20 protein-coding genes, 10 tRNA genes and 3 rRNA genes are annotated in these 23792 nt (G+C 48.8%); all 33 read left to right on the top strand.

Going from position 1 to position 23792, the window contains the following annotated elements; all coding sequences use genetic code 11:
• Positions 1 to 16 precede the first annotated feature (16 nt).
• Positions 17 to 328: a YbaB/EbfC family nucleoid-associated protein gene (locus tag NYE45_RS00660; RefSeq protein ID WP_036607248.1), complete on the top strand. Its 312-nt coding sequence runs from the start codon at positions 17 to 19 to the stop codon at positions 326 to 328.
• A 35-nt stretch (positions 329 to 363) separates the two neighbouring features.
• On the top strand, positions 364 to 963 hold the full coding sequence (recR, locus tag NYE45_RS00665) for a recombination mediator RecR (protein ID WP_062838113.1): 600 nt from the start codon (positions 364 to 366) through the stop codon (positions 961 to 963).
• 186 nt (positions 964 to 1149) lie between these two features.
• Positions 1150 to 1425 (top strand): DUF2508 family protein, encoded by a 276-nt coding sequence (locus NYE45_RS00670; protein ID WP_340015197.1) that lies wholly within the window; start codon positions 1150 to 1152, stop codon positions 1423 to 1425.
• A gap of 34 nt (positions 1426 to 1459) precedes the next feature.
• A complete protein-coding gene (locus tag NYE45_RS00675) occupies positions 1460 to 1729 on the top strand; it encodes a pro-sigmaK processing inhibitor BofA family protein (RefSeq protein ID WP_076334175.1) in 270 nt (89 codons plus the stop codon).
• Between the two features lie 351 nt (positions 1730 to 2080).
• Positions 2081 to 3633 (top strand): 16S ribosomal RNA (locus NYE45_RS00680).
• A gap of 156 nt (positions 3634 to 3789) precedes the next feature.
• Positions 3790 to 3906 (top strand): 5S ribosomal RNA (gene rrf, locus NYE45_RS00685).
• A 36-nt stretch (positions 3907 to 3942) separates the two neighbouring features.
• A tRNA-Ile gene (locus NYE45_RS00690) sits at positions 3943 to 4019 on the top strand.
• Between the two features lie 22 nt (positions 4020 to 4041).
• Positions 4042 to 4117: transfer RNA gene (locus NYE45_RS00695), tRNA-Ala, on the top strand.
• Between the two features lie 209 nt (positions 4118 to 4326).
• Positions 4327 to 7253, top strand: a 23S ribosomal RNA gene (locus NYE45_RS00700).
• Together the 16S, 23S and 5S rRNA genes with 10 tRNA genes alongside form the textbook arrangement of a ribosomal RNA operon.
• Positions 7254 to 7335: 82 nt before the next feature.
• A tRNA-Ser gene (locus NYE45_RS00705) sits at positions 7336 to 7427 on the top strand.
• Positions 7428 to 7470: 43 nt separating this feature from the next.
• Positions 7471 to 7547: transfer RNA gene (locus tag NYE45_RS00710), tRNA-Met, on the top strand.
• A gap of 9 nt (positions 7548 to 7556) precedes the next feature.
• A tRNA-Val gene (locus NYE45_RS00715) sits at positions 7557 to 7632 on the top strand.
• Positions 7633 to 7637: 5 nt separating this feature from the next.
• Positions 7638 to 7713 (top strand) — tRNA-Thr (locus NYE45_RS00720).
• A gap of 9 nt (positions 7714 to 7722) precedes the next feature.
• Positions 7723 to 7800, top strand: a tRNA-Asp gene (locus NYE45_RS00725).
• Between the two features lie 21 nt (positions 7801 to 7821).
• Positions 7822 to 7894 (top strand) — tRNA-Phe (locus tag NYE45_RS00730).
• 12 nt (positions 7895 to 7906) lie between these two features.
• Positions 7907 to 7992: transfer RNA gene (locus NYE45_RS00735), tRNA-Tyr, on the top strand.
• Positions 7993 to 7999: 7 nt separating this feature from the next.
• Positions 8000 to 8072, top strand: a tRNA-Lys gene (locus NYE45_RS00740).
• A gap of 143 nt (positions 8073 to 8215) precedes the next feature.
• On the top strand, positions 8216 to 9412 hold the full coding sequence (locus NYE45_RS00745) for a helix-turn-helix domain-containing protein (RefSeq protein ID WP_340015198.1): 1197 nt from the start codon (positions 8216 to 8218) through the stop codon (positions 9410 to 9412).
• 103 nt (positions 9413 to 9515) lie between these two features.
• Positions 9516 to 10640, top strand: coding sequence for a sn-glycerol-3-phosphate ABC transporter ATP-binding protein UgpC (gene ugpC / locus NYE45_RS00750; RefSeq protein ID WP_062837775.1), 1125 nt, complete (start codon positions 9516 to 9518; stop codon positions 10638 to 10640).
• 420 nt (positions 10641 to 11060) lie between these two features.
• A complete protein-coding gene (hprK, locus tag NYE45_RS00755) occupies positions 11061 to 11999 on the top strand; it encodes an HPr(Ser) kinase/phosphatase (protein WP_017691278.1) in 939 nt (312 codons plus the stop codon).
• Positions 12000 to 12120: 121 nt separating this feature from the next.
• Complete coding sequence (gene lgt / locus NYE45_RS00760) at positions 12121 to 13146, top strand: prolipoprotein diacylglyceryl transferase (protein ID WP_340015199.1); 1026 nt, start codon at positions 12121 to 12123, stop codon at positions 13144 to 13146.
• A gap of 6 nt (positions 13147 to 13152) precedes the next feature.
• A complete protein-coding gene (gene ppaX / locus NYE45_RS00765; protein ID WP_017691276.1) occupies positions 13153 to 13809 on the top strand; it encodes a pyrophosphatase PpaX in 657 nt (218 codons plus the stop codon).
• Positions 13806 to 14348: a DapH/DapD/GlmU-related protein gene (locus NYE45_RS00770; RefSeq protein WP_340015200.1), complete on the top strand. Its 543-nt coding sequence runs from the start codon at positions 13806 to 13808 to the stop codon at positions 14346 to 14348. The genes ppaX and NYE45_RS00770 overlap by 4 nt, the downstream gene beginning before the upstream one ends.
• A gap of 403 nt (positions 14349 to 14751) precedes the next feature.
• Positions 14752 to 15951, top strand: a complete 1200-nt coding sequence (locus NYE45_RS00775) for an ATP phosphoribosyltransferase regulatory subunit (RefSeq protein ID WP_340015201.1) — start codon at positions 14752 to 14754, stop codon at positions 15949 to 15951.
• 1 nt (position 15952) lies between these two features.
• Entirely contained in the window at positions 15953 to 16612 is a 660-nt protein-coding gene (gene hisG / locus NYE45_RS00780) for an ATP phosphoribosyltransferase (RefSeq protein WP_062837770.1), read from the top strand.
• Between the two features lie 127 nt (positions 16613 to 16739).
• Complete coding sequence (gene hisD / locus NYE45_RS00785; protein WP_036674768.1) at positions 16740 to 18044, top strand: histidinol dehydrogenase; 1305 nt, start codon at positions 16740 to 16742, stop codon at positions 18042 to 18044.
• The gene (hisB, locus tag NYE45_RS00790) at positions 18037 to 18666 is read left to right on the top strand and encodes an imidazoleglycerol-phosphate dehydratase HisB (RefSeq protein WP_197997954.1); all 630 of its coding nucleotides are present in this window, start codon (positions 18037 to 18039) and stop codon (positions 18664 to 18666) included. The genes hisD and hisB overlap by 8 nt, the downstream gene beginning before the upstream one ends.
• Before the next feature lie 3 nt (positions 18667 to 18669).
• Entirely contained in the window at positions 18670 to 19296 is a 627-nt protein-coding gene (hisH, locus tag NYE45_RS00795; RefSeq protein WP_340015202.1) for an imidazole glycerol phosphate synthase subunit HisH, read from the top strand.
• A gap of 299 nt (positions 19297 to 19595) precedes the next feature.
• On the top strand, positions 19596 to 20330 hold the full coding sequence (gene hisA / locus NYE45_RS00800) for a 1-(5-phosphoribosyl)-5-[(5-phosphoribosylamino)methylideneamino]imidazole-4-carboxamide isomerase (protein ID WP_047841450.1): 735 nt from the start codon (positions 19596 to 19598) through the stop codon (positions 20328 to 20330).
• A gap of 30 nt (positions 20331 to 20360) precedes the next feature.
• Positions 20361 to 21122: an imidazole glycerol phosphate synthase subunit HisF gene (gene hisF / locus NYE45_RS00805; protein WP_017691268.1), complete on the top strand. Its 762-nt coding sequence runs from the start codon at positions 20361 to 20363 to the stop codon at positions 21120 to 21122.
• A 1-nt stretch (position 21123) separates the two neighbouring features.
• On the top strand, positions 21124 to 21849 hold the full coding sequence (gene hisIE, locus NYE45_RS00810) for a bifunctional phosphoribosyl-AMP cyclohydrolase/phosphoribosyl-ATP diphosphatase HisIE (RefSeq protein WP_340017283.1): 726 nt from the start codon (positions 21124 to 21126) through the stop codon (positions 21847 to 21849).
• A gap of 12 nt (positions 21850 to 21861) precedes the next feature.
• Positions 21862 to 22686, top strand: a complete 825-nt coding sequence (hisJ, locus tag NYE45_RS00815) for a histidinol-phosphatase HisJ (protein ID WP_340015203.1) — start codon at positions 21862 to 21864, stop codon at positions 22684 to 22686.
• Between the two features lie 80 nt (positions 22687 to 22766).
• Complete coding sequence (locus NYE45_RS00820; RefSeq protein WP_036616184.1) at positions 22767 to 23714, top strand: ribose-phosphate pyrophosphokinase; 948 nt, start codon at positions 22767 to 22769, stop codon at positions 23712 to 23714.
• Positions 23715 to 23792 lie beyond the last annotated feature (78 nt).

The raw sequence follows: 23792 nt of genomic DNA on the forward strand, positions 1-23792 counted from the left end.
AAGGAGATGAACAATTATGAATAACATGAACCAAATGATGAAACAAGTGAAGAAAATGCAGGAGCAAATGCTGAAAGCACAAGAGGAACTGGCGGACAAAACAGTCCAAGGTACTTCGGGTGGCGGTGTTGTGACGGCTGAAGTTAACGGACACAAGAAATTGCTTGCTATCACGATCAAACCTGAAGCGGTAGATCCGGAAGATGTTGAAATGTTGCAGGATCTCGTTATGACAGCTGTTAATGATGCAATGGCCAAGGCTGATGAGATTGCCAACAAGGATATGGGCAAGTTCACAGGCGGCATGAATATTCCGGGATTATTTTAATTAAAAATTGATCCTGTCAAAGGAGACACAATCGATTGTATTATCCCGAACCAATAGCAAAGCTGATTGATGCCTTCACCCGGTTGCCGGGTGTGGGTCCCAAAACAGCAGCGCGTTTAGCTTTTCATGTGCTTAACATGAAGGAAGATGACGTTATCGATTTTGCCAAAGCACTCGTGAGTGTGAAGCGTAACCTTCATTACTGCTCTGTGTGTTGTAATATCACCGACACGGATCCGTGTCGCATCTGTCAGGATAAGTCCAGGGATGTCTCTGTAATCTGTGTAGTCCAGGATTCGAAGGATCTGGTGGCGATGGAGCGCACCAAGGAATTCGATGGGTACTATCATGTGTTACAGGGTGCGATTTCACCTATGGAGGGAATTGGCCCAGACGATATCCGTTTGAAGGAACTTCTGATTCGATTAAGTGATGAACGGATAAAAGAAATCATTCTGGCGACGAACCCCAATATTGAGGGTGAGGCTACAGCGATGTACATCTCCCGCCTGGTGCGTCCGTTTGAGATCAGTGTGACCCGGATTGCCCATGGATTGCCTGTAGGTGGCGATCTGGAGTATGCAGATGAAGTGACCCTTTCCAAAGCGCTGGAAGGGCGTAGGGAGATGCGTTAGTGTGTTAGAATTGGTTTCGCACAGTATACTTCCTTAGAAACTTCGGATGCTAAATATGTTTTGATGCGCAAAGAGAGCCCTGGGGCTCTCTTTTTTTATGATTAAAATGAAACGTCCAAGTTCTAAGTTTGTCCTTTCCCTGATAAGTATGAGAATATGCTGTGCTGATCAGGAGGGGGAGAGTTTATGTTCATGTGGCGAAATACACGGAACTCGGTAGAGAAACACAAAAGAATATTGAAGGAACTTGAAGCGGATCAGATCTATGCAGATATTCAGACGGCAAAGCAGGAGTGGGAACGGGCTATGAGGCAGTTCGAAGATGCGCAGGGGCAGGATGAGATTGATTATGCCATCTATGTACTGGAGGCGGCCGAGCGAAAGTATCAGATCCATTTGAAGAGAGCCAAGCGGGCTAGAGCTAATGATGAGGTTGAAACACAGCGAGGAGTTAGTATGTAGATTCAGATTTAAACTATACATGGAGGTGTTGAAAATGAAGAGTATCATACTGGGAAGTGTATTGGTTATATCATTACTGGGGCTTATCGTTATTTTATTCAGAAAGCGGATAGGTTTATCGTTTTTCACATCGTTTGGAATTCATCTGGTGTTGGCGGCGGTAGGTATATACATCGTCAATTATTCCGGCTGGTTAACTGGAACCTATATCCCTCTGAACCCTGCAACCATAGGAACTGTAACTGTTTTGGGATTGCCGGGTGTGGGGCTATTATTGGGATTGAAAATTTCTTTGTTTGGATAGTTGACTCCTGGGATATTTATATGGTACATTATATCTCGTTGCTTTGCTTGCTTGGTTACATGCTTTTGATGAAATGAAGAAGTTCATTACGAGCTTCGAAAAAGAATTTCAAAAAAACACTTGACCAAAACATACGAAGTATGATATATTATAAAAGTCGCCGCTGAGAGAAAATGGTGACGAAGAAACAAGTTTGATCTTTGAAAACTGAACAACGAGTGAGTAACGATCTTGCTTGCAAGATCGACGCTGAGAAATTGGTACAAGTCTTCGGACTGTATGATTTCGAAGCAAAAAAGAGATTTTTAATCTCGTCAGATTCAAAATGAGCTTATCGCTCTTTTCAATACTTTATTGGAGAGTTTGATCCTGGCTCAGGACGAACGCTGGCGGCATGCCTAATACATGCAAGTCGAGCGGACTTAAAGAGAAGCTTGCTTCTCTGATGGTTAGCGGCGGACGGGTGAGTAACACGTAGGCAACCTGCCCTCAAGTTTGGGACAACTACCGGAAACGGTAGCTAATACCGAATAGTTGTTTTCTTCGCCTGAAGAGAACTGGAAAGACGGAGCAATCTGTCACTTGGGGATGGGCCTGCGGCGCATTAGCTAGTTGGTGAGGTAACGGCTCACCAAGGCGACGATGCGTAGCCGACCTGAGAGGGTGATCGGCCACACTGGGACTGAGACACGGCCCAGACTCCTACGGGAGGCAGCAGTAGGGAATCTTCCGCAATGGGCGAAAGCCTGACGGAGCAATGCCGCGTGAGTGATGAAGGTTTTCGGATCGTAAAGCTCTGTTGCCAGGGAAGAACGCTTGGGAGAGTAACTGCTCTCAAGGTGACGGTACCTGAGAAGAAAGCCCCGGCTAACTACGTGCCAGCAGCCGCGGTAATACGTAGGGGGCAAGCGTTGTCCGGAATTATTGGGCGTAAAGCGCGCGCAGGCGGTCATTTAAGTCTGGTGTTTAATCCCGGGGCTCAACCCCGGATCGCACTGGAAACTGGGTGACTTGAGTGCAGAAGAGGAGAGTGGAATTCCACGTGTAGCGGTGAAATGCGTAGATATGTGGAGGAACACCAGTGGCGAAGGCGACTCTCTGGGCTGTAACTGACGCTGAGGCGCGAAAGCGTGGGGAGCAAACAGGATTAGATACCCTGGTAGTCCACGCCGTAAACGATGAGTGCTAGGTGTTAGGGGTTTCGATACCCTTGGTGCCGAAGTTAACACATTAAGCACTCCGCCTGGGGAGTACGGTCGCAAGACTGAAACTCAAAGGAATTGACGGGGACCCGCACAAGCAGTGGAGTATGTGGTTTAATTCGAAGCAACGCGAAGAACCTTACCAGGTCTTGACATCTGAATGACCGGTGCAGAGATGTACCTTTTCTTCGGAACATTCAAGACAGGTGGTGCATGGTTGTCGTCAGCTCGTGTCGTGAGATGTTGGGTTAAGTCCCGCAACGAGCGCAACCCTTATATTTAGTTGCCAGCATTTCGGATGGGCACTCTAGATAGACTGCCGGTGACAAACCGGAGGAAGGTGGGGATGACGTCAAATCATCATGCCCCTTATGACCTGGGCTACACACGTACTACAATGGCCGGTACAACGGGCTGCGAAATCGCGAGATGGAGCCAATCCCAACAAAGCCGGTCTCAGTTCGGATTGCAGGCTGCAACTCGCCTGCATGAAGTCGGAATTGCTAGTAATCGCGGATCAGCATGCCGCGGTGAATACGTTCCCGGGTCTTGTACACACCGCCCGTCACACCACGAGAGTTTATAACACCCGAAGTCGGTGGGGTAACCGCAAGGAGCCAGCCGCCGAAGGTGGGATAGATGATTGGGGTGAAGTCGTAACAAGGTAGCCGTATCGGAAGGTGCGGCTGGATCACCTCCTTTCTATGGAGAATCGTTTCCTGTAACGGAAACATTCAAATAAGTAGGTTCTGAGAACCTGCAACAGCGATTCATTTTGGTCCATCACTTCGGTGTGGATGAAATGAAGAGCACAACACTCACTCGTTGCTCAGTTTTGAGAGCTCAAACTCTCAAACGTTTGGTGGCGATAGCGAAGGGGTTCCACACGTTCCCATCCCGAACACGACCGTTAAGCCCTTCAGCGTCAATGGTACTTGGACCGCAGGGTCCTGGGAGAGTAGAACGCCGCCAAGCGTAACCCATTTTGGGTTCAAATAGTATATAAAATGTGGGCCCTTAGCTCAGTTGGTTAGAGCGCACCTCTGATAAGGGTGAGGCCGGTGGTTCGAGTCCACCAGGGCCCACCATCTATACCTTTAAACTTTATATGGGGCCATAGCTCAGCTGGGAGAGCGCCTGCCTTGCAAGCAGGAGGTCAGCGGTTCGATCCCGCTTGGCTCCACCAAAAATGATTTACAAGTTTGTTCTTTGAAAACTAGATATCGAAACGAAACAAACGCGAATTAGAACATTCCTTTAAGCTAATCTTGTGTAAACAAGTGAAGTGTTTAAAGGTAGTTAAATTGCTTTTGTGATGGTATCGGGTGAGAGTGACTTTTGGATTTGGACGTAGTCCAAACCAAGGGAAGCGAGCGACCGAAACCGGAACAAAATGGTTAAGCTACTAAGAGCACACGGAGGATGCCTAGGCGCTAGGAGCCGATGAAGGACGTGGCGAACAACGAAACTGCCTCGGGGAGCTGTAAGCAAGCTTTGATCCGGGGGTGTCCGAATGGGGAAACCCAGCTGGGGTAATTTCCAGTTACACCTAACTGAATACATAGGTTAGTGTGAGGCATACCAGGGGAACTGAAACATCTAAGTACCCTGAGGAAGAGAAAACAATAGTGATTCCGTCAGTAGCGGCGAGCGAACGCGGAGAAGCCCAAACCAGAGAGCTTGCTCTTTGGGGTTGTGGGACGTCTCACATGGAGTTACAAAGGAACCGGTTAAGCGAAGAGGTCTGGAAAGGCCCGCCAAAGAAGGTAAAAGCCCTGTAGTTGAAAGTCTGTTCCCTCCGAGACGGATCCCGAGTAGTGCGGGGCACGTGAAACCCCGTATGAATCCGGCAGGACCATCTGCCAAGGCTAAATACTTCCTAGCGACCGATAGTGAAGCAGTACCGTGAGGGAAAGGTGAAAAGCACCCCGGAAGGGGAGTGAAATAGAACCTGAAACCGTGTGCTTACAAAAAGTCAGAGCCCGTTTTAGGGGTGATGGCGTGCCTTTTGTAGAATGAACCGGCGAGTTACGTTCCCGTGCAAGGTTAAGGTGAAGAGCCGGAGCCGCAGCGAAAGCGAGTCTGAATAGGGCGACATAGTACGTGGACGTAGACCCGAAACCGGGTGATCTACCCCTGTCCAGGGTGAAGGTGCGGTAACACGCACTGGAGGCCCGAACCCACGCATGTTGAAAAATGCGGGGATGAGGTGGGGGTAGCGGAGAAATTCCAATCGAACTCGGAGATAGCTGGTTCTCCCCGAAATAGCTTTAGGGCTAGCCTCGGAAAACAGAGTCGTGGAGGTAGAGCACTGATTGGGTGCGGGGCCCGCAAGGGTTACCAAGCTCAGTCAAACTCCGAATGCCATAGACTTACTTCCGGGAGTCAGACAGTGAGTGCTAAGATCCATTGTCAAAAGGGAAACAGCCCAGACCATCAGCTAAGGTCCCCAAGTGTGTGTTAAGTGGGAAAGGATGTGGAGTTGCACAGACAACCAGGATGTTGGCTTAGAAGCAGCCACCATTGAAAGAGTGCGTAATAGCTCACTGGTCGAGTGACTCTGCGCCGAAAATGTAACGGGGCTAAACACACCACCGAAGCTATGGCTTGATGCTTTGCATCAGGGGTAGGGGAGCGTTGTATAAGGGTTGAAGGTGTACCGTAAGGAGCGCTGGACATTATACAAGTGAGAATGCCGGTATGAGTAACGAAAAGATCAGTGAGAATCTGATCCGCCGAAAGCCTAAGGGTTCCTGAGGAAGGCTCGTCCGCTCAGGGTAAGTCGGGACCTAAGGCGAGGCCGAAAGGCGTAGTCGAAGGACAACAGGTCGAAATTCCTGTACCACCGTAAGCCGTTATGAGCAATGGGGGGACGCAGTAGGGTAGTGACGCAGACTGATGGATGTCTGTCCAAGCAGTAAGGCTGATGTGTAGGCAAATCCGCACATCATTAAGGCTGAGCTGTGATGGGGAGTGAAAATTACAGTAGCGAAGGTCATGATCTCACACTGCCAAGAAAAGCCTCTAGCCAGGTGATGGTGCCCGTACCGCAAACCGACACAGGTAGGCGAGAAGAGTATTCTAAGGCGCGCGGAAGAACTCTCGTTAAGGAACTCGGCAAAATGACCCCGTAACTTCGGGAGAAGGGGTGCCCCGGTAGTGTGAATAGCACGAGGGGGCCGCAGTGAAAAGGCCCAAGCGACTGTTTAGCAAAAACACAGGTCTGTGCGAAGCCGTAAGGCGAAGTATACGGGCTGACGCCTGCCCGGTGCTGGAAGGTTAAGGGGAGTGGTTAGGAGCAATCCGAAGCTGTGAACCGAAGCCCCAGTAAACGGCGGCCGTAACTATAACGGTCCTAAGGTAGCGAAATTCCTTGTCAGGTAAATTCTGACCCGCACGAATGGCGTAACGACTTGGGCGCTGTCTCAACGAGAGATCCGGTGAAATTTTAATACCTGTGAAGATGCAGGTTACCCGCGACAAGACGGAAAGACCCCATGGAGCTTTACTGCAGCTTGATATTGAATTTGGGTACGATCTGTACAGGATAGGTGGGAGCCTTTGAAGTGGGAGCGCAAGCTTCCATGGAGGCAACGTTGGGATACCACCCTGATCGTATCTAGGTTCTAACCTGGTACCGTAATCCGGTGCGGGGACAGTGTCAGGTGGGCAGTTTGACTGGGGCGGTCGCCTCCTAAAGAGTAACGGAGGCGCCCAAAGGTTCCCTCAGAATGGTTGGAAATCATTCGAAGAGTGCAAAGGCATAAGGGAGCTTGACTGCGAGACCTACAAGTCGAGCAGGGACGAAAGTCGGGCTTAGTGATCCGGTGGTACCGCATGGAAGGGCCATCGCTCAACGGATAAAAGCTACCCTGGGGATAACAGGCTTATCTCCCCCAAGAGTCCACATCGACGGGGAGGTTTGGCACCTCGATGTCGGCTCATCGCATCCTGGGGCTGAAGTAGGTCCCAAGGGTTGGGCTGTTCGCCCATTAAAGCGGTACGCGAGCTGGGTTCAGAACGTCGTGAGACAGTTCGGTCCCTATCTGTCGTGGGCGTAGGAAATTTGAGAGGAGCTGTCCTTAGTACGAGAGGACCGGGATGGACGTACCGCTGGTGTACCAGTTGTTCCGCCAGGAGCACCGCTGGGTAGCTATGTACGGACGGGATAAACGCTGAAAGCATCTAAGCGTGAAGCCCCCCTCAAGATGAGATTTCCCAGTATGTAAGACCCCTTGAAGACGACGAGGTAGATAGGCTGGGGGTGGAAGTGCAGCAATGCATGGAGCTGACCAGTACTAATCGGTCGAGGGCTTATCCAATTAGCAAGTGATAATTCGCGTGTTTCGTTTCGAATCTAGTTTTCAGGGAGCAATCCTTGAATGATGTTGAAGATTGTTATTTGGAGAGATACCCAAGTGGCTATAAGGGGACCCTCTGCTAAGGGGTTAGACTGCGTAAGCGGTGCGAGGGTTCGAATCCCTCTCTCTCCGCCATCTTTACCTAAAGATGGACAAGCAATCAAGACACAATTAATATGGCGGTGTAGCTCAGCTGGCTAGAGCGTACGGTTCATACCCGTAAGGTCGGGGGTTCGATCCCCTCCGCCGCTACCATATTACCCAGGAGGCTTAGCTCAGCTGGGAGAGCATCTGCCTTACAAGCAGAGGGTCGGGGGTTCGATCCCCTCAGCCTCCACCATATACGCCGGTGTAGCTCAACTGGTAGAGCAACTGACTTGTAATCAGTAGGTTGGGGGTTCAAGTCCTCTCGCCGGCACCATTAATGCCTGGAACCGTGGTGTAGTTGGCCTAACATGCCTGCCTGTCACGCAGGAGATCGCGGGTTCGAATCCCGTCGGTTCCGCCATTAATCCTAAAAATTAAATATGGCTCGGTAGCTCAGTCGGTAGAGCAGAGGACTGAAAATCCTCGTGTCGGCGGTTCGATTCCGTCCCGAGCCACCTTTAATCCTTGGAGGATTAGCGAAGTGGCCAAACGCATCAGACTGTAAATCTGCTCCCGTACGGGTTCGGTGGTTCGAATCCATCATCCTCCACCAGTTTTATGAGTCATTAGCTCAGTTGGTAGAGCACCTGACTTTTAATCAGGGTGTCGAAGGTTCGAGCCCTTCATGACTCATCTTTAAGAAAAGAGTGATTAATCATTAATTTGATTAGTCGCTCTTTTTTGTTATGTAATTTTAAAGGAATATGGATATTTATTAATGCAGTGCAAGATATGATAAACTAATAGAAAACATGCAGAGTGGTGACGTTCATTATATGAAGCTCATACCTGATCTAAAACAGCAAATTGAAGTCATTATAGGCACAACTTTGGACGAATATGAAATCACAATACAAGAATGGACGCAATCCGTAGTAAATCTGGTTGGTCTTCATGGGAATTCAGATACCTTTGGTGATGAAGGTGAGATTCAGGGGTTACCTGATCACTCTATATCCCAAAGTACATTATCCGATGTGATCAGTTTGAATACAGGAGAGCGTATCTTTTTTAAGGTTCGGATGAATGAGAAAGAAGAGACTGTCGTGTGTTGGGGATGCGTAGCCAGATCTATTACTGTGGAAACACGGCGGTTTATTGAGCTTTTGATCCGTACTAATACGGGACTAGCTGATGAGACACAGCCTGTAGTATATGAAAATGATAGAGAGCAGTATCTGACTGAACTGGGTCTCTGGCTTAAAGAGCAGATCAAACAACCAACCAAGCAGGAATCTGAAAGTGTTCCTGATCGCTTTGTGGTGGCTGCTGGATTGAATGCTGAGAAGATTCTGTTTTTGCTACAAGGGGATACACCTGATGCACATCGTTTACGATCCAAGGAACTGAACAAGTTGCTTGAGAGTTACTTTGGCGAGGAGATTGTATTGATTCCTTTAGGGGAGCAAGAGTGGATTTTTATGGGTGATAAAGAGATTGTTACAGAAGAAGCCGAGGAAGATACAACGGAAGCCAAAAAAGATTCACTAAACGCTTTCTGTCTGGGATTACATGAATTGGTCGCGAGTGAGTGGGCAGGTGTATTCCATCTCTCTGCATCCCTGCCATGCATTCCTGCACAACAACTGGTATCGGTCACTGCTCTTCTTCAAGAAAGTGTTCAATTGGGCAGAGCATTCCATGTTACGCAGCACATTCATCTCCCATGGGATCTGCATCTGGAACGTTTGGTAGCGAGCATTCCAGATGAACAACGTATACGCTTTATACAGGAAACAGGCAAGGACACGTTAATCTTCAATGATAGTGAGACGCTTGCCACGCTGGAGACCTTTTTTAGTCTGGACTGTAATGTTAGTGAGACAGCCAAACGACTTTTCATTCATCGAAATACGTTGGTGTACCGTCTGGACAAGATTAAACAGGAGATTGGTTACGATGTAAGGCACTTCGAAAGTGCTGTTCTAGTGCAGTTTTTACTGCTTATGTACAAAGTGACGAAAAAGCATTGATATTTTTGTGCAGTTTGCGAATAGTCAAACCTCATACAGATAGGGTAATATAAAAATACAAATTGTATTCGATTACAAAATGATCTCTGAGGAGGCAACAATCATGGCTGGAGTACGTTTAGAGCATATTTTCAAAAAATACCCGGGTTCTGATAAAGCAACTGTAGTTGACATTAACCTGGACATTAAAGATAAAGAATTTCTGGTATTGGTAGGCCCGTCCGGTTGTGGTAAATCAACAACACTGCGTATGATCGCAGGCCTTGAGGAAATTTCTGAAGGTAAACTCTATATCGGTGACCGTGTCGTTAATGATGTTGCACCTAAAGACCGCGATATCGCAATGGTATTCCAATCCTATGCCTTGTATCCGCATATGAGCGTATATCAAAACATGGCGTTTGGTTTGAAATTGCGTAAGGTTAAAAAAGATGAGATCGACAAACGTGTACGTGAAGCAGCGAAAATCCTGGATATCGAGCATTTGCTTGAGCGTAAACCTAAAGCATTGTCCGGTGGTCAACGTCAGCGTGTCGCTTTGGGACGTGCGATTGTCCGTGATCCACAAGTGTTCTTGATGGATGAGCCTCTCTCCAACTTGGATGCCAAACTGCGTGGTCAAATGCGTGCAGAGATCACTAAACTTGCGAAACGTTTGGAAACAACTGTTATCTACGTAACGCATGACCAGATCGAAGCGATGACGATGGGTGATCGGATCGTTGTTATGAAGGATGGTATCATCCAACAAGCAGCTTCTCCGGAAGAGTTGTATAACTTGCCGGCTAACCTGTTCGTAGCTGGTTTCATCGGTTCCCCGACAATGAACTTTATCTCGGGTAAACTGGCTGAGCAAGGTGCTAACCTGCACTTCGTAGCTCCAGGCGTGGACGTTGAAATCCCGCAAGGTAAAGCACAAGTGTTGAAATCTAGAGGATACATTGGCAAAGAAGTGATTCTGGGTGTTCGTCCAGAAGACATTCACGAAGAGCCAGTATTCCTGGAAGCATCCCCGAACTCTGTATTCTCTACACACGTAGATGTTACAGAGAACCTGGGTCACGAAATGCTCCTCTACTTGAGCGGTGTTGGTAACGATACAACGATCGCACGTGTAGACGGACGTTCTAACACTCGTGATGGTTCCACAGTTAAAATGGCCATCGACATGAACAAGGTTCATATCTTTGACAAAGAGACTGAAGTGAACGTACTTCTTCAAGACTAATATTACTGAGATTCCTCGGTGACGATGGAACCTGACAGTTAACGCAATTATACATTGTAATGAGAGCCCCTTCCGTTATTGCTGGAAGGGGCTTTTTTTAAGATTATAATTTATAAGCTTTCAGCGGGGCTGAAGAATTCGATAATCGCAAGAAAAGCAACTGCGACCCCCTAATGTAGCATACTTGATACTGCTTCGATTAGAAGACTTTTCTTACTAATAGTTGTGGGAGGCCGCGATTGCATTCAGCCCGGAATTCATTTAAGATTATTTGAAGGTCTGTCTTCTTATGATTAAGAGAATGGACTGTTGGAAGGGTATGCATCTGTACCTAATGTTGTGAATGCGCTAATAATGGAAAGAACTGATACACGATCTGATGTACATAGAGGCACAGCGAATGCTGAAAGGAAGAGACAAATGGCGAAAAAAGTGAAAGTATCCGAATTGGTGCAGCAGTTTCAGTTAGAGGTTGTTTCTGGATCTCACGGACTGAAAAGAGTCATTACGGTAGATGATCTGAACCGTCCTGGTCTGGAAATGGCCGGTTATTTTGAATACCATCCACAAGAGCGGGTACAGTTGCTTGGAAGAACGGAGTTAGCCTTTTTTGCAATGTTACCTGAGCAAGAGCGGCGCGATCGCATGCAACGTCTATGCACGGAAGAGACACCTTGTATCGTTGTAACGCGTGGACTGGAAGTTCCGCAAGAGCTGATTGATATCAGTGAAGAACAGAATCTGGCTGTACTTCGCAGCAACATGGCGACAACGATTCTATCCAGCCGAATTACCGGTTTTCTGGAGAAGAAACTGGCACCGACAGCAACCATCCATGGTGTACTTTGTGACGTCTATGGCGTAGGCATGCTGATCACGGGTAGTAGCGGTATTGGTAAGAGTGAAACAGCACTGGAACTGGTGAAACGTGGACACCGACTGATTGCCGATGATGCAGTAGAGATCCGCCAAACGTCAGACTTTCAGCTGCACGGTACAGCACCTGAATTGATTCGCCATTTACTCGAAATTCGAGGCGTCGGCATTATCAATGTCATGACATTATTCGGAGCCGGTGCGGTTCGGAATAACAAACGGATTACCTTGGTTGTACGTCTGGAAGCTTGGCAGCAGGACAAACAATATGATCGTCTAGGTCTGGATGAAGAGACTACACGTATCATTGATACCGATGTGCCTCTGGTTACGATCCCTGTTCGTCCGGGACGGAACTTGGCCGTTATTATTGAAGTGGCTGGCATGAACTATCGCCTGAAACAGATGGGTCTGAATGCTGCACTGCAATTCACGAACAAGCTGACAGCAACCATCTCGGAAGATATGGAAGACATGGATTAAGAAATATTTTATACAAGGAAATGAAGACCAATGGTTGACATGAACTGCTTCTCTTAAGGCGCAGGGCATGCCAACCATTCGTCATGCATGCGATTGATTGAATTTATAGGAGTGTGAATGAATGGATACATTATTACTGTTGAACCCAATTGCGTTCTCTATTGGAGCGTTAAAGGTTCACTGGTACGGGCTTATTCTTGGTGCTGCGGCACTGATAGGATTACTGCTCGTGATCCGGGAGGGCAAACGCTACAATATTCCACAGGAAGTGTTCATGGACATGGTTCTGCTGGGCGTGCCTTCTGCCATCATTGGTGCCCGTATCTACTACGTAGCATTTAAGTGGGAAGATTATAAGGATAATTTCTGGGATGTCTTTAAAATATGGAATGGCGGTATCGCCATCTACGGTGCACTTATTGGTGCTATCATCTGTGCAGTTATTTTCTTCCGTCGTAAAGGATATAACTTCTGGCGTATGGCTGACATCTGTGCCCCTGGACTGCTCGTTGGACAGTTAATCGGTCGCTGGGGGAACTTTGTGAATCAGGAAGCCTACGGCGGTCCTGTGGAAGAATCATTTTTGAGAGACAAGCTTCATCTACCGGACTTTATTGTGAATCAAATGAACGTAGAGGGTGTATTCCACCATCCTGCATTTTTGTATGAATCGATGTGGAGTCTCGTTGGTCTGGTCTTGCTGTTGGTTTTGCGTCGTCAGAAGTTTCTGCGTTCAGGTGAACTGTTCATGTTTTATTTCATCTGGTACTCTATCGGTCGCTTCTTCATTGAAGCTTTACGGACAGACAGTCTGGGCTTCCAGGCTCCGCAGTGGGTTGCTTCATTAGTGAACGGGCTGTGGTCTCCAATGACTGCAATGGGCTTTGAACAAGGATATCTGGATCCTGCTTACGGTAACGTACGAATCTCGCAACTGCTCGCTATTGGCATCATTATTGTAGCTGTTGTATTCATTGTGGTGAGAAGAGTGACAGGCAAAGCGGATGTTCGTTACAGTGATCCGATTGTATCGTCCAAGGTTCCTGCAGATGATATGGAGCATACGGGAACGGTTGCTGGCAAAGAGAATAAGGTAACACCTCCAGCCAAAGATGAATCCAAGCAAGTTGATGATAAAAAGGAGTAATGCAACATGATTGACACGGTATTGTTTGATCTGGACGGAACGATTATTGATACCAATGAGTTGATTATCAGCTCATTCCAGCACGTCATGGGGGGATGGGAACATTCAGCTCCGTGGACACGGGAACAGATTATTCCGCATATGGGTGGCACACTAGAGCAGCAAATGCGGACTTTCTCTGGCCAGGAGGAAGTCTCCGAGTACGTGAAGGGTTACCGTGCCTATAATGATATCCATCATGAAGCGATGGTTAGACCTTTTCCACATGTTATTGAGGTAGTCGAGGCGCTGCATCAGGCCGGCATTGTGATGGGTGTAGTCACGACCAAAATTCGTCCATCTACATTAAAGGTGTTGGAGCGTTTTGACCTATTGAAGTATATGAAGACGATTGTAACAGTGACCGACGTAACGAATCCGAAGCCGCACGCTGAACCTGTTCTGAAAGCCATGACGGAACTGGGGGCAGATCCTGCCAAAACCTTAATGGTGGGTGACAGTCCGGTGGATATCCAATCGGCACAAAATGCGGGTGCTCTCTCGGCGGGGGTTGCATGGTCTCTTAAAGGAGAAACGATCCTGAACGGATATGGCCCGGATCACATGTTGCACGACATGAGAGACTTGTTGAAACTCATCCGCATTGAAACGGGACGTTCATGAGAAAAGTAACCCGCTATCCGGTAGAGGACCAGAATGCACTTTGGCATATCTACAAGACAGTGAGTCCGTGGAAGGGCGTTCGTAATTTTATCTGGATCCAATTGTCACGCTACTGTCCGATTCTATCGGTGAAGAACTGGATTTACCGCCGGATGCTCGGTATGAAGGTGGGAAAACATACGGCCTTTGGCCTGATGGTGATGGTGGATGTGTTTTTTCCGGAGAAAATAACGGTCGGCGAAAACTCGGTCATTGGGTACAACACAACGATTCTCGCTCATGAGTATCTGATTAAGGAGTACAGGCTCGGTGAGGTGATTATCGGGGAAAATGTACTGATTGGTGCCAACACAACGATTCTGCCCGGGGTAACGATAGGAGATGGAGCCGTTGTGGCTGCCGGAGCTGTCGTACATAAGGATGTTGCACCAGGAGCTTTTGTTGGAGGCAATCCACTACGTGATTTATCCGGTTCGGCAGCTTCTACGGAGGAGACGGTCTTTAACACGGATAATTCTTCTCAGGGTAGTGTGCATTAAATCAATAAAGTGATCAATGAAGATGGATCGATGATGATGATTCGAAGTAAAAAGCTGCTGATGGCAGCTTTTTTCGTATATAAATACCGACTGGTGAGGGTAATGAGTGTGTGTATAAAACAATATGTTCATCCAAGGGTGATCAAGCTTCGGTATTGTTGACGGTAGTGCGGATTTCATGTTATTATATCCCATATCCTTTAGTTTGTTAGCACTTTACCATGTGAAAGTATTTTGAGAGAATATAACGTGATAAAGGTTGAACTAAACCAATAGTTGAAGGCTTTTGAAGCATTACGGTGATTCAGGGTTACAAGATAGAATGGGGATTTACACTACATAAATCCTGTTGAAATAGAACGAGCACCACTCTTAAATTACTGACTCGGGGTGAATAATACCAATGTCCAAACCAAAAGGCTTTGAAAAACCGACCGGATTTCGCGACTACACACCACATGTAGTATCCAAGCTACGGACGATTGAGCGGAATGTACTGGAATGTATGGAACGCTGGGGTTACCGTCAGATCATCACACCAACGATTGAATACTACGACACAGTAGGTGTAGCGAGCTCCACATCAGATCGCAAATTGTTTAAATTATTGAACAGCCGTGGAACCACGCTGGTGCTGAGATCGGATCTAACAGCTCCAATTGCACGCGTCGTTTCGTCCATGCTCAAAGATGAGCAGTTACCACTGCGTCTGTCCTACCATGCGAACGTATTTCGTTCCATTGAAGAGGAAGCTGGACGTGAGGCTGAATTCTTCCAGACGGGGGTGGAGCTGGTTGGAGACGATTCACCTGAAGCGGATGCAGAAGTTGTTGCGCTTGCGATTGCCTCTTTGCAGGCAGCGGGCGTGTCTTCTTTTAAAATAGCCATGGGCCACATGGGATTCCTGAACGGATTACTGGAGGAAGTGATTCCAGGCCAGACCGCTGAGCAGGAGCAACTGAAGGAAGGGTTACTTGGACGTGATTATGTCGGATATCGCCAGTCGATTGAAGCATTGAATCTGGAGCCGAAGTTGAAAGAACAGCTTGAAGCGATCTTGCGTCTGCGCGGGGGTAAGGAAGTATGCACACATGCGGCAGAGCTAAGTTCAAGTGTTGAAGCAGCCCAGTCGATTGCACATCTGTGTGCAGTATTCGAAGTGCTGGAAGCATACGGTGTATCCGAGCATGTGCTGATTGATCTAACGATGATCGGTGATTTCTCCTATTATACGGGTATGACTTTTGAAGGGTATGCGGCAGAACTGGGCTCCCCGGTATGTAGCGGCGGACGGTATGATAATCTCTTACAACAGTTTGGGCGCTCGTTGCCAGCTACAGGATTTGCACTGAAAACCAACCGAATTATTGATGGCGTTCATGGCATTATCATTGAAGAGAAAAAACCAATACTTATCCAATATAGCCCGAAACGTCGGGCCGAGGCACTAACAGAAGCGGCAAGATTACGCAGTATGGGGCAAAATGTAGTGACACTCCTCCTTCCTGAAGACGGGACTGAGGCAAGTGCTGTATCAAAGGGAGCAACAACCGTTCAAGCGGAGCAGGTTATTACTTACGGATCTGAAGAAGGAGGACGCTGAGATGTCGGATATTCTGAAGGTGGCCATGCCGAAGGGCCGAATCTATAAAAAAGCCTCCAAATTGTTCCGTGAAGCGGGGCTGGATATTCCAGAAGACGTGGACGATACACGCAGACTGGTCATCGAAGTACCGGAAGCCGGAATGGAGTTCATTATGGCGAAGCCCGTGGATGTTCCAACGTATGTGGAGTACGGTGTTGCCGATATCGGAATTGTCGGTAAAGACGTGCTGCTGGAGGAAAATCGGGACGTGTACGAACTATTGAATCTGGGAATCGCCCAGTGCCGTATGTCTGTCATTGGACTTCCGGACTGGAAGCCAGGCATCCAGCAACGTGTCGCAACGAAGTATCCGAGGATTGCTTCGCAATATTTCCGGGAGCAGGGACAGCAGGTCGAGGTTATTAAGTTGAATGGTTCCATTGAGCTCGCACCCCTGATTGGTCTGGCAGATCGAATCGTCGATCTGGTGGAGACAGGTCAGACGCTGCGCGAGAACGGACTCGTGGAGATGACAGGCATTCTGGATATCACGAGCCGTCTTATCGCCAATCGGGTAAGTTATCGGATGAAAAATGCCCGAATCCAGGCATTGTGTGATGCGCTTCAGCAGGTCATTCCGGCATCGAATGAGATTTCGGCGGGAAGCCTTCGGGGATAAATTAATAGTTCGGAAACATAGATGAGAAACATATAAAGCAAAAGTAAAAGCAAGAGTAAGAGACACAACAAAGAAAAGAATCGGCCATGAATAGGCAGGCATTACAGGCGATAAGGAGGTTTTACGCATGAAAATTGTACCTGCACGGGAGTTTGATCTGAAGCGGGAAGTAGAGTATGGTACGCCGGAGCAAAATGAAACGGTACGGCGTATTGTCAGCGACATTCGCCGTGAGGGTGATGCGGCCCTGCTGCGTTACACAGAGCAGCTGGACCGTACGAAGCTGACGGCAGCGGAATTGCGCGTGCCGCAGGAAGAGCTGCAGGCGGCTTATGCAGCCGTGGAGCCATCCTTTGTGACGGCGATTCGGCAAGCCGCCGCCAACATTCGTGCGTTTCATGAGAAGCAGAAACGCAACTCGTGGATGGATTGGCAGCCGGACGGCAGCCTGCTGGGCCAGGTCATCCGACCGCTGAAGCGGGTCGGGGTCTATGTACCTGGCGGCAAAGCAGCGTATCCATCGTCTGTGCTGATGAATGTGATTCCGGCACAGGTGGCAGGCGTGCCGGAGATTGTTCTGGTGACGCCGCCGTCTACGAATGGCGGCGAAGGTATTAACCCGTACATTCTCGTGGCTGCTGCGGAAGCAGGCGTGAGCGAGATGTACCGTGTTGGCGGCGCTCAGGCTATCGCCGCCCTTGCTTACGGCACGGAGAGTATTGCACCGGTCGACAAGATCTGTGGACCGGGCAATATTTACGTGGCGCTCGCGAAGCGCGAGGTGTACGGTGCGGTCGATATCGACAGTATCGCCGGGCCGAGTGAGATTGTGGTACTCGCCGATGATACGGCGAATCCGGTGTATGTCGCCGCCGACCTGTTGTCGCAGGCGGAACATGACGAGATGGCATCGGCCATTCTCGTCACGAATTCGGCCACGCTGGCGGAAGCCGTGCAGGGCGAAGTGCAGCGGCAGCTTGAAGTGCTGCCGCGGCGCGATATCGCTGCTGCTTCGGTAGAGCAGTATGGTGCGATTATTGTGGTCGATTCCATCGATGAAGGAATCGATGTAGTGAACCGGCTTGCACCGGAGCATCTGGAGATCATGGTGCAGGAGCCTATGGCTTACGCTGGCCGGATCGAGAATGCCGGTGCGATCTTCCTCGGCCCGTACAGCTCGGAGCCGGTAGGAGACTATTTTGCCGGACCGAATCATATTATTCCGACCAATGGCACCGCACGTTTCAGTTCACCGGTGGATGTGGATGATTTTATCAAGAAATCGAGTTTGATCTATTATAGTAAAGAAGCGCTGCTGAAGAACGGAGCGGCTATTATAGAGTTGGCCCGCCATGAGGGTCTTGAAGGGCATGCCCGTGCAATCGCTGTACGGTTAGAACAGGAAGGAAAGGCGGAATCGGACAATGGATAAGCAAAATAATGGTGTGGAACTTGAAAACAAAGGCGCAGTGCGCCAAGCAGAGGTTGATCGCAAAACAAACGAGACCAATATCCAATTGGCTTTTACCGTAGATGGAACAGGACAATCCACGATTGAAACGGATGTACCCTTCCTGAACCATATGCTGGATCTGTTCACGAAGCACGGACAATTCGACCTGAACGTGCAGGCCCGTGGAGATATTGATATCGACGATCATCACACGGTTGAAGACATCGGAATCTGTCTGGGACAGACGTTGCGAGAAGCGTTGGGTGACAAACGCGGTATTAAGCGTTACGCCAGTGTTTTTGTACCGATGGACGAGGCACTCGCTCAGGTCATTATTGACGTGAGTAACCGACCTCACTTTGAATACCGTGCTGAATACCCTTCCCAACAGGTAGGCAGTTTCTCCACGGAGCTGGTACATGAATTCCTGTGGAAATTGGCGTTGGAAGCTCGGATTACGTTGCATGTCATTGTGCACTATGGACAGAACACACACCACATGATCGAAGCGATCTTTAAGGCATTGGGACGTGCGCTGGATGAAGCAACGATGATTGATCCACGTGTAACAGGTGTGCCTTCCACGAAGGGAGTGTTGTAGACGATGGCGATTGCAATTGTCGATTACGGTATGGGGAACCTGCACAGCGTCGGCAAAGCGGTCGAACGTCTTGGCTACGAAGCGCTGGTCACGGGTGACCGGGAAGAGATTCTTGGCGCAGATGGTGTCATTCTGCCAGGCGTAGGTGCTTTTGGTGATGCGATGGTTCATCTGCGGGAGAGTGGACTGGATACGGTGGTGAAGGAAGCCGCTGCCGGGTCCAAGCCACTTCTGGGTATCTGTCTGGGCATGCAATTGTTGTTCAGCTCAAGTGAAGAGCATGGCGAGCATGAGGGATTGGATATTTTGCCAGGTAAAGTGGTGCGATTCGCACCAGGAGAACTGAAGGTTCCACATATGGGCTGGAACCGTTTGGAATTTGTACACGCCGAAAACCCGCTATTTACTGGGCTTGAGGCAGGTCACGTCTACTTTGTCCATTCCTATCATGCGCTTACTGAAAACAGGGACGATCTGCTGGCGGTAACGGATTACGGACATCCGGTTACAGCCATTGTAGGCAGAGGATCGAACTTCGGTATGCAATTCCACCCGGAGAAAAGTGGCGAACTTGGCATGAAGCTGCTCGGCAACTTCTTGGCTCTGACAGGAGCGCCTGTCCAAAGGTAAATATCTCTGGTATACGTTCTGTGGATGACAGGACTGGCGCAAGAGAACTAATGTGTAGTCTTCACAGTCCACAGAAAAAAGGTATCAGTTGAATTTCAATTTATATGATTAGAGACGGATGACTCACTGCTACGGTGTGTTAACATTGCATGCCTGGTATGGAGCATTGCGCGTCTCTTCTAACCTATAGAAATATCTGAAGTTAAACACGCAGGTACGGAATCTAACGTATCGATAGAATTCATATCGTCAGTATGTAATTAAGCGTACAAATTTAATCAATATTCAGGAGGCCTTCTATGTCATCTTTTATCCTATATCCGGCGATTGATATCCGGGACGGCAAATGTGTAAGACTGGTGCAGGGAGATTATAATCAGGAGACCGTTTATAACGATGACCCGGTTCAAGTGGCTTTATCCTGGGAGAAGCAAGGCGGTACATACGTCCATCTGGTGGATCTGGATGGTGCCAAAGCAGGACATCCCGTTAACGATGAGCTGATCGGACGGATTGCCTCGGCGGTGAACGTACCCGTTCAGGTTGGTGGCGGACTTCGTACGGTAGCGGATGTAGAGCGTTTGCTGGGTCTGGGTGTTAGCCGACTGATTATTGGAACAGCAGCAATTGAGGATCGTGCTTTTACAGAGGAAGTACTGGGACGTTACGGCGACAAAGTGGCAATTGGTATCGATGCACGTAACGGTTACGTGGCAACTCGCGGTTGGCTTGAAACATCGGAAGTACAGGCAGAGGTGCTTGCTAAGGAACTGGCGGCATATGGAGCAGAAACGTTTATCTTTACGGATATATCCCGTGATGGCATGATGCAAGGTCCTAATGTGGAAGCGATTGTGTCTCTTGCCAAGGCGAGCGGACGGACGGTTATTGCTTCCGGTGGTGTGAGTGTGATGGATGATCTGCTTCGTCTGAGTCGTCATGCGGATGATGGTGTTGGTGGAGCGATCGTGGGTAAAGCACTGTATACTGGTAGTATCGATCTGTCTGAAGCAGTACGTGCGGTAAACAAGTAAAGGATATCCGGTTAGAGAGGAAGAGGTAGCATGCTGGCAAAAAGAATCATTCCCTGTCTGGACGTGAAGGACGGCCGGGTCGTCAAAGGCGTCAACTTCGTTAATCTCCGCGATGCGGGTGATCCGGTAGAGCTGGCGGCGCTATATGACCGCGAGGGCGCGGACGAATTGGTATTTCTCGATATCTCTGCTTCGGTAGAAGGCCGCGAAACGATGGAAGAAGTGGTACGGCAGACAGCCGGCGAGATCGCTATTCCATTTACGGTAGGCGGTGGCATCTCCAAGGTGGAGGACATGAAGCGGATTCTCCGTGCAGGAGCGGATAAAATTGCAGTGAATACAGCTGCGGTACTTAATCCACAGTTGATTGCAGATGGTGCACGTCGCTTCGGCTCCCAATGTATCGTCGTAGCGATCGACGCCAAGTATAATGAAGCTTGGGGCGAGTGGGAGGTCTACACGCATGGTGGACGGAAACCATCCGGGATCAAGGCACTGGAATGGGTTAAACAGGCTGAGAGCTTGGGCGCGGGAGAAATTCTGCTGACAAGTATGGACGCCGACGGAACGAAAGACGGCTTCGATCTGAAGCTGACGGCAGCGGTATCCGAATCTGTGCGTATTCCGGTCATCGCATCGGGCGGTGCGGGCAAGGAATCTCATTTCTATGATGTATTCACCACAGGCAAAGCGGACGCAGGGCTGGCCGCAACGATTTTCCATTACAAAGAAATCGCCGTACCGGCGTTAAAACAACATTTGAGAGAACAAGGGGTGGAGATCCGTGACTAAAGTGAGTGATGAAATCAAGGAACAGCTGTCCTTGGAACAGGTTGTGGAACACATTCGTTGGAGTGATGATTTGGTTCCTGCCATTGTGCAGGATGTGGATACTCGTGAAGTTTTAATGATGGCTTATATGAATCGTGAATCCCTGAAGTTGTCGCTGGAATCCGGTGAGACCTGGTTCTGGTCGCGCTCTCGTCAGGAGTTGTGGCATAAAGGTGCAACCTCCGGCAACGTGCAGACGATTACTTCCCTGAAATATGATTGTGACGGCGATACCTTGTTGGTTGAGGTCAAACCCAATGGTCCTGCCTGCCATACAGGTGCGGTGACTTGTTTCCATAATGAAATCATTGGTTTGCCAGAGAAATCGGCAGACAAGGCTTCGGATGAAGCGGGTGCGGCATCTGCTTCTGCAAGTTCCAGTTCCGAAAGTCGCTTTGAGGTATTGGCTGAACTGGAATCCGTTATTGCAGAGCGTGAACGCGAGCGCCCTGAGGGTGCATATACAACGTATTTGTTCGATAAAGGTGTAGACAAAATACTGAAAAAAATCGGTGAAGAAGCGTCTGAGACGATTATCGCCGCCAAAAATAAAGATAATGACGAGCTTCGTCTGGAAGTCAGTGACCTGATGTATCACCTGCTCGTCCTGTTACAAGAGCGCAAGCTGCCGCTGGACGACATTATGTCAGAGCTGAGCCGCCGTCATGAACGGCCTCGCCGCGATTAGGAGGCGAGTTACGTGCGTATAGACTATCACACACACCATGAGCGGTGTGGACATGCAGTCGGTAAACTGGAGGAATACGTGCAACGTGGTGTGGAGATCGGACTATCCCAGATTGGATTGTCCGATCACATGCCATTGTTGCATGTCGATCAGGCTCAATATTATCCGGAAATGGCGATGCCTATGGATGAACTGCCGCGTTATGTAGAGGAGTGTTTCTCCCTGAAAGAACGTTACCGTGGACAGATTGAGGTACGTGTTGGTCTGGAAGGTGACTATATTGAAGGCTGGGAAACAGAGATCCGTGCAATCATCGAGCGTTATCCATGGGACTATGTGATTGGCTCCGTTCATTTCCTTGGGGAATGGGACATTACGGACTTCCGCCAGACCCATCACTGGGAGGGCAAAGACGTCCTTGAAGTATATCGTCATTATTATGATGCTGTAAGCAAGGCTGCTGCGACGGGCATGTACGATATTATGGGCCATACGGATGTCATTAAACGGTTTGGCTTTGTTCCTTCAGCGGAGCAGACAGAAGAACGTATCTCACTGGAGAACGCCGCGCTGCAGGCTATTGCCAAAAGTGGCTGTGCCATGGAGCTGAATGCTTCTGGATTATCCAAGCCTTGTGCCGAGATGTTCCCTAGTCGCAGAATGCTGACAGAAGCTATTCGCTTGGGTATTCCACTAACCATGGGCTCTGATGCACATGACCCAATGAAGCTGGGCGATTATTTGCCCGAAGCTGAAGCTCTTTTACATGAGTTGGGCTGTACGGAGGTCGCTGTTTTTGAAGGCCGTCATCGTTCTTTCATTCCTTTAAATGTATAAGCCAGTGGAGTATAATGAGGGTAGGAAATAACCTTTTAGATAAGGGATTATATAGGGATTTCAACCCTCGGGAGGGCATTATGCAGCATTCGTTACGTATTTTTTCCGGTTCATCGAACCCTAAGCTGGCAGAACAGGTATGTGACAAGCTGGGAGTACAACTGGGCAAGATCAAGCTGTCCCGGTTCAAGAGCGGAGAAATTTACGTTCATTATGAAGAAACGATCCGTAATTGTGATGTGTTTCTGGTACAGTCGTTGTCTCATCCGATCAATGAGCTGTTTGTCGAGCTGCTTGTGATGATTGATGCTGCTAAAAGGGCTTCAGCGCGCACTGTGAACATCATTGTTCCGTATTACGGTTATGCTCGTCAAGAGCGCAAATCTGCTCCTCGGGAGCCGATCTCGGCCAAGATGGTAGCAGATGTATTAACGACAGCTGGAGCCAATCGGGTAGTAACGATCGATCTGCATGCAGCGGCCATACAGGGATTCTTCAACATTCCGGTTGACCATATGACATCGCTGGATCTGATTAGTGACTATCTGTTAAGCAAAGGCATCGAGAATCCTGTCGTGGTCTCCCCGGATGCGGGACGAGCATCGATGGCAGAGAAGCTGGCGAATCGTCTGGATTCCCCATTTGCCATTATGATCAAGAAACGTCCAAGCCATAATGAATCGGTGATTACCCATGTCATTGGTGATGTTGAAGGCCGGACACCCATTATTATTGAGGATCTGATCGACACCGGAACAACGATTCTGAATGTCGTGGAAGGGTTGAAGGAACGTGGGTCCAAAAATGTGTATGTATGTGCAACACACGGGTTGTTCTCGGATGGGGCAGTCAGTAAATTGAATCACCCGTCTATTGAAGAGGTGGTGGTTACGGACTCAATTGCACTGCCAGATGATCACCCTGAATGCTTCAAAGTGTTACCTGTTGCACCCATGCTGGCCCGCGCCGTACGCATTATTGTGGATGGTGGCTCCATGGCCACATTGTTTAAGGATTCCGGTATTTAGAGCATCGAGGATTTATCGGTGTGATGCCCCAGATTAACTGATCCGTGTCTGAGTTGTTGTCTGCTCAGCACGGTTTTT

Origin of the sequence: Paenibacillus sp. FSL K6-1318 (genome assembly GCF_037976905.1) — a bacterium.
In the GTDB taxonomy this organism is placed as follows: Bacteria; Bacillota; Bacilli; order Paenibacillales; family Paenibacillaceae; genus Paenibacillus; species Paenibacillus amylolyticus_A.

Bases quoted from the DNA above. Each gene is read 5' to 3' on its own strand.
- ppaX (WP_017691276.1), top strand. From the start codon at position 13,153: ATGATTGACACGGTATTGTTTGATCTGGACGGAACGATTATTGATACC.
- hprK (WP_017691278.1), top strand. From the start codon at position 11,061: ATGGCGAAAAAAGTGAAAGTATCCGAATTGGTGCAGCAGTTTCAGTTA.
- hisF (WP_017691268.1), top strand. From the start codon at position 20,361: ATGCTGGCAAAAAGAATCATTCCCTGTCTGGACGTGAAGGACGGCCGG.
- hisG (WP_062837770.1), top strand. From the start codon at position 15,953: ATGTCGGATATTCTGAAGGTGGCCATGCCGAAGGGCCGAATCTATAAA.
- NYE45_RS00770 (WP_340015200.1), top strand. From the start codon at position 13,806: ATGAGAAAAGTAACCCGCTATCCGGTAGAGGACCAGAATGCACTTTGG.
- NYE45_RS00775 (WP_340015201.1), top strand. From the start codon at position 14,752: ATGTCCAAACCAAAAGGCTTTGAAAAACCGACCGGATTTCGCGACTAC.
- hisH (WP_340015202.1), top strand. From the start codon at position 18,670: ATGGCGATTGCAATTGTCGATTACGGTATGGGGAACCTGCACAGCGTC.
- NYE45_RS00660 (WP_036607248.1), top strand. From the start codon at position 17: ATGAATAACATGAACCAAATGATGAAACAAGTGAAGAAAATGCAGGAG.
- hisD (WP_036674768.1), top strand. From the start codon at position 16,740: ATGAAAATTGTACCTGCACGGGAGTTTGATCTGAAGCGGGAAGTAGAG.
- NYE45_RS00745 (WP_340015198.1), top strand. From the start codon at position 8,216: ATGAAGCTCATACCTGATCTAAAACAGCAAATTGAAGTCATTATAGGC.
- ugpC (WP_062837775.1), top strand. From the start codon at position 9,516: ATGGCTGGAGTACGTTTAGAGCATATTTTCAAAAAATACCCGGGTTCT.
- hisA (WP_047841450.1), top strand. From the start codon at position 19,596: ATGTCATCTTTTATCCTATATCCGGCGATTGATATCCGGGACGGCAAA.
- NYE45_RS00670 (WP_340015197.1), top strand. From the start codon at position 1,150: ATGTTCATGTGGCGAAATACACGGAACTCGGTAGAGAAACACAAAAGA.
- lgt (WP_340015199.1), top strand. From the start codon at position 12,121: ATGGATACATTATTACTGTTGAACCCAATTGCGTTCTCTATTGGAGCG.
- hisB (WP_197997954.1), top strand. From the start codon at position 18,037: ATGGATAAGCAAAATAATGGTGTGGAACTTGAAAACAAAGGCGCAGTG.
- NYE45_RS00820 (WP_036616184.1), top strand. From the start codon at position 22,767: ATGCAGCATTCGTTACGTATTTTTTCCGGTTCATCGAACCCTAAGCTG.
- NYE45_RS00675 (WP_076334175.1), top strand. From the start codon at position 1,460: ATGAAGAGTATCATACTGGGAAGTGTATTGGTTATATCATTACTGGGG.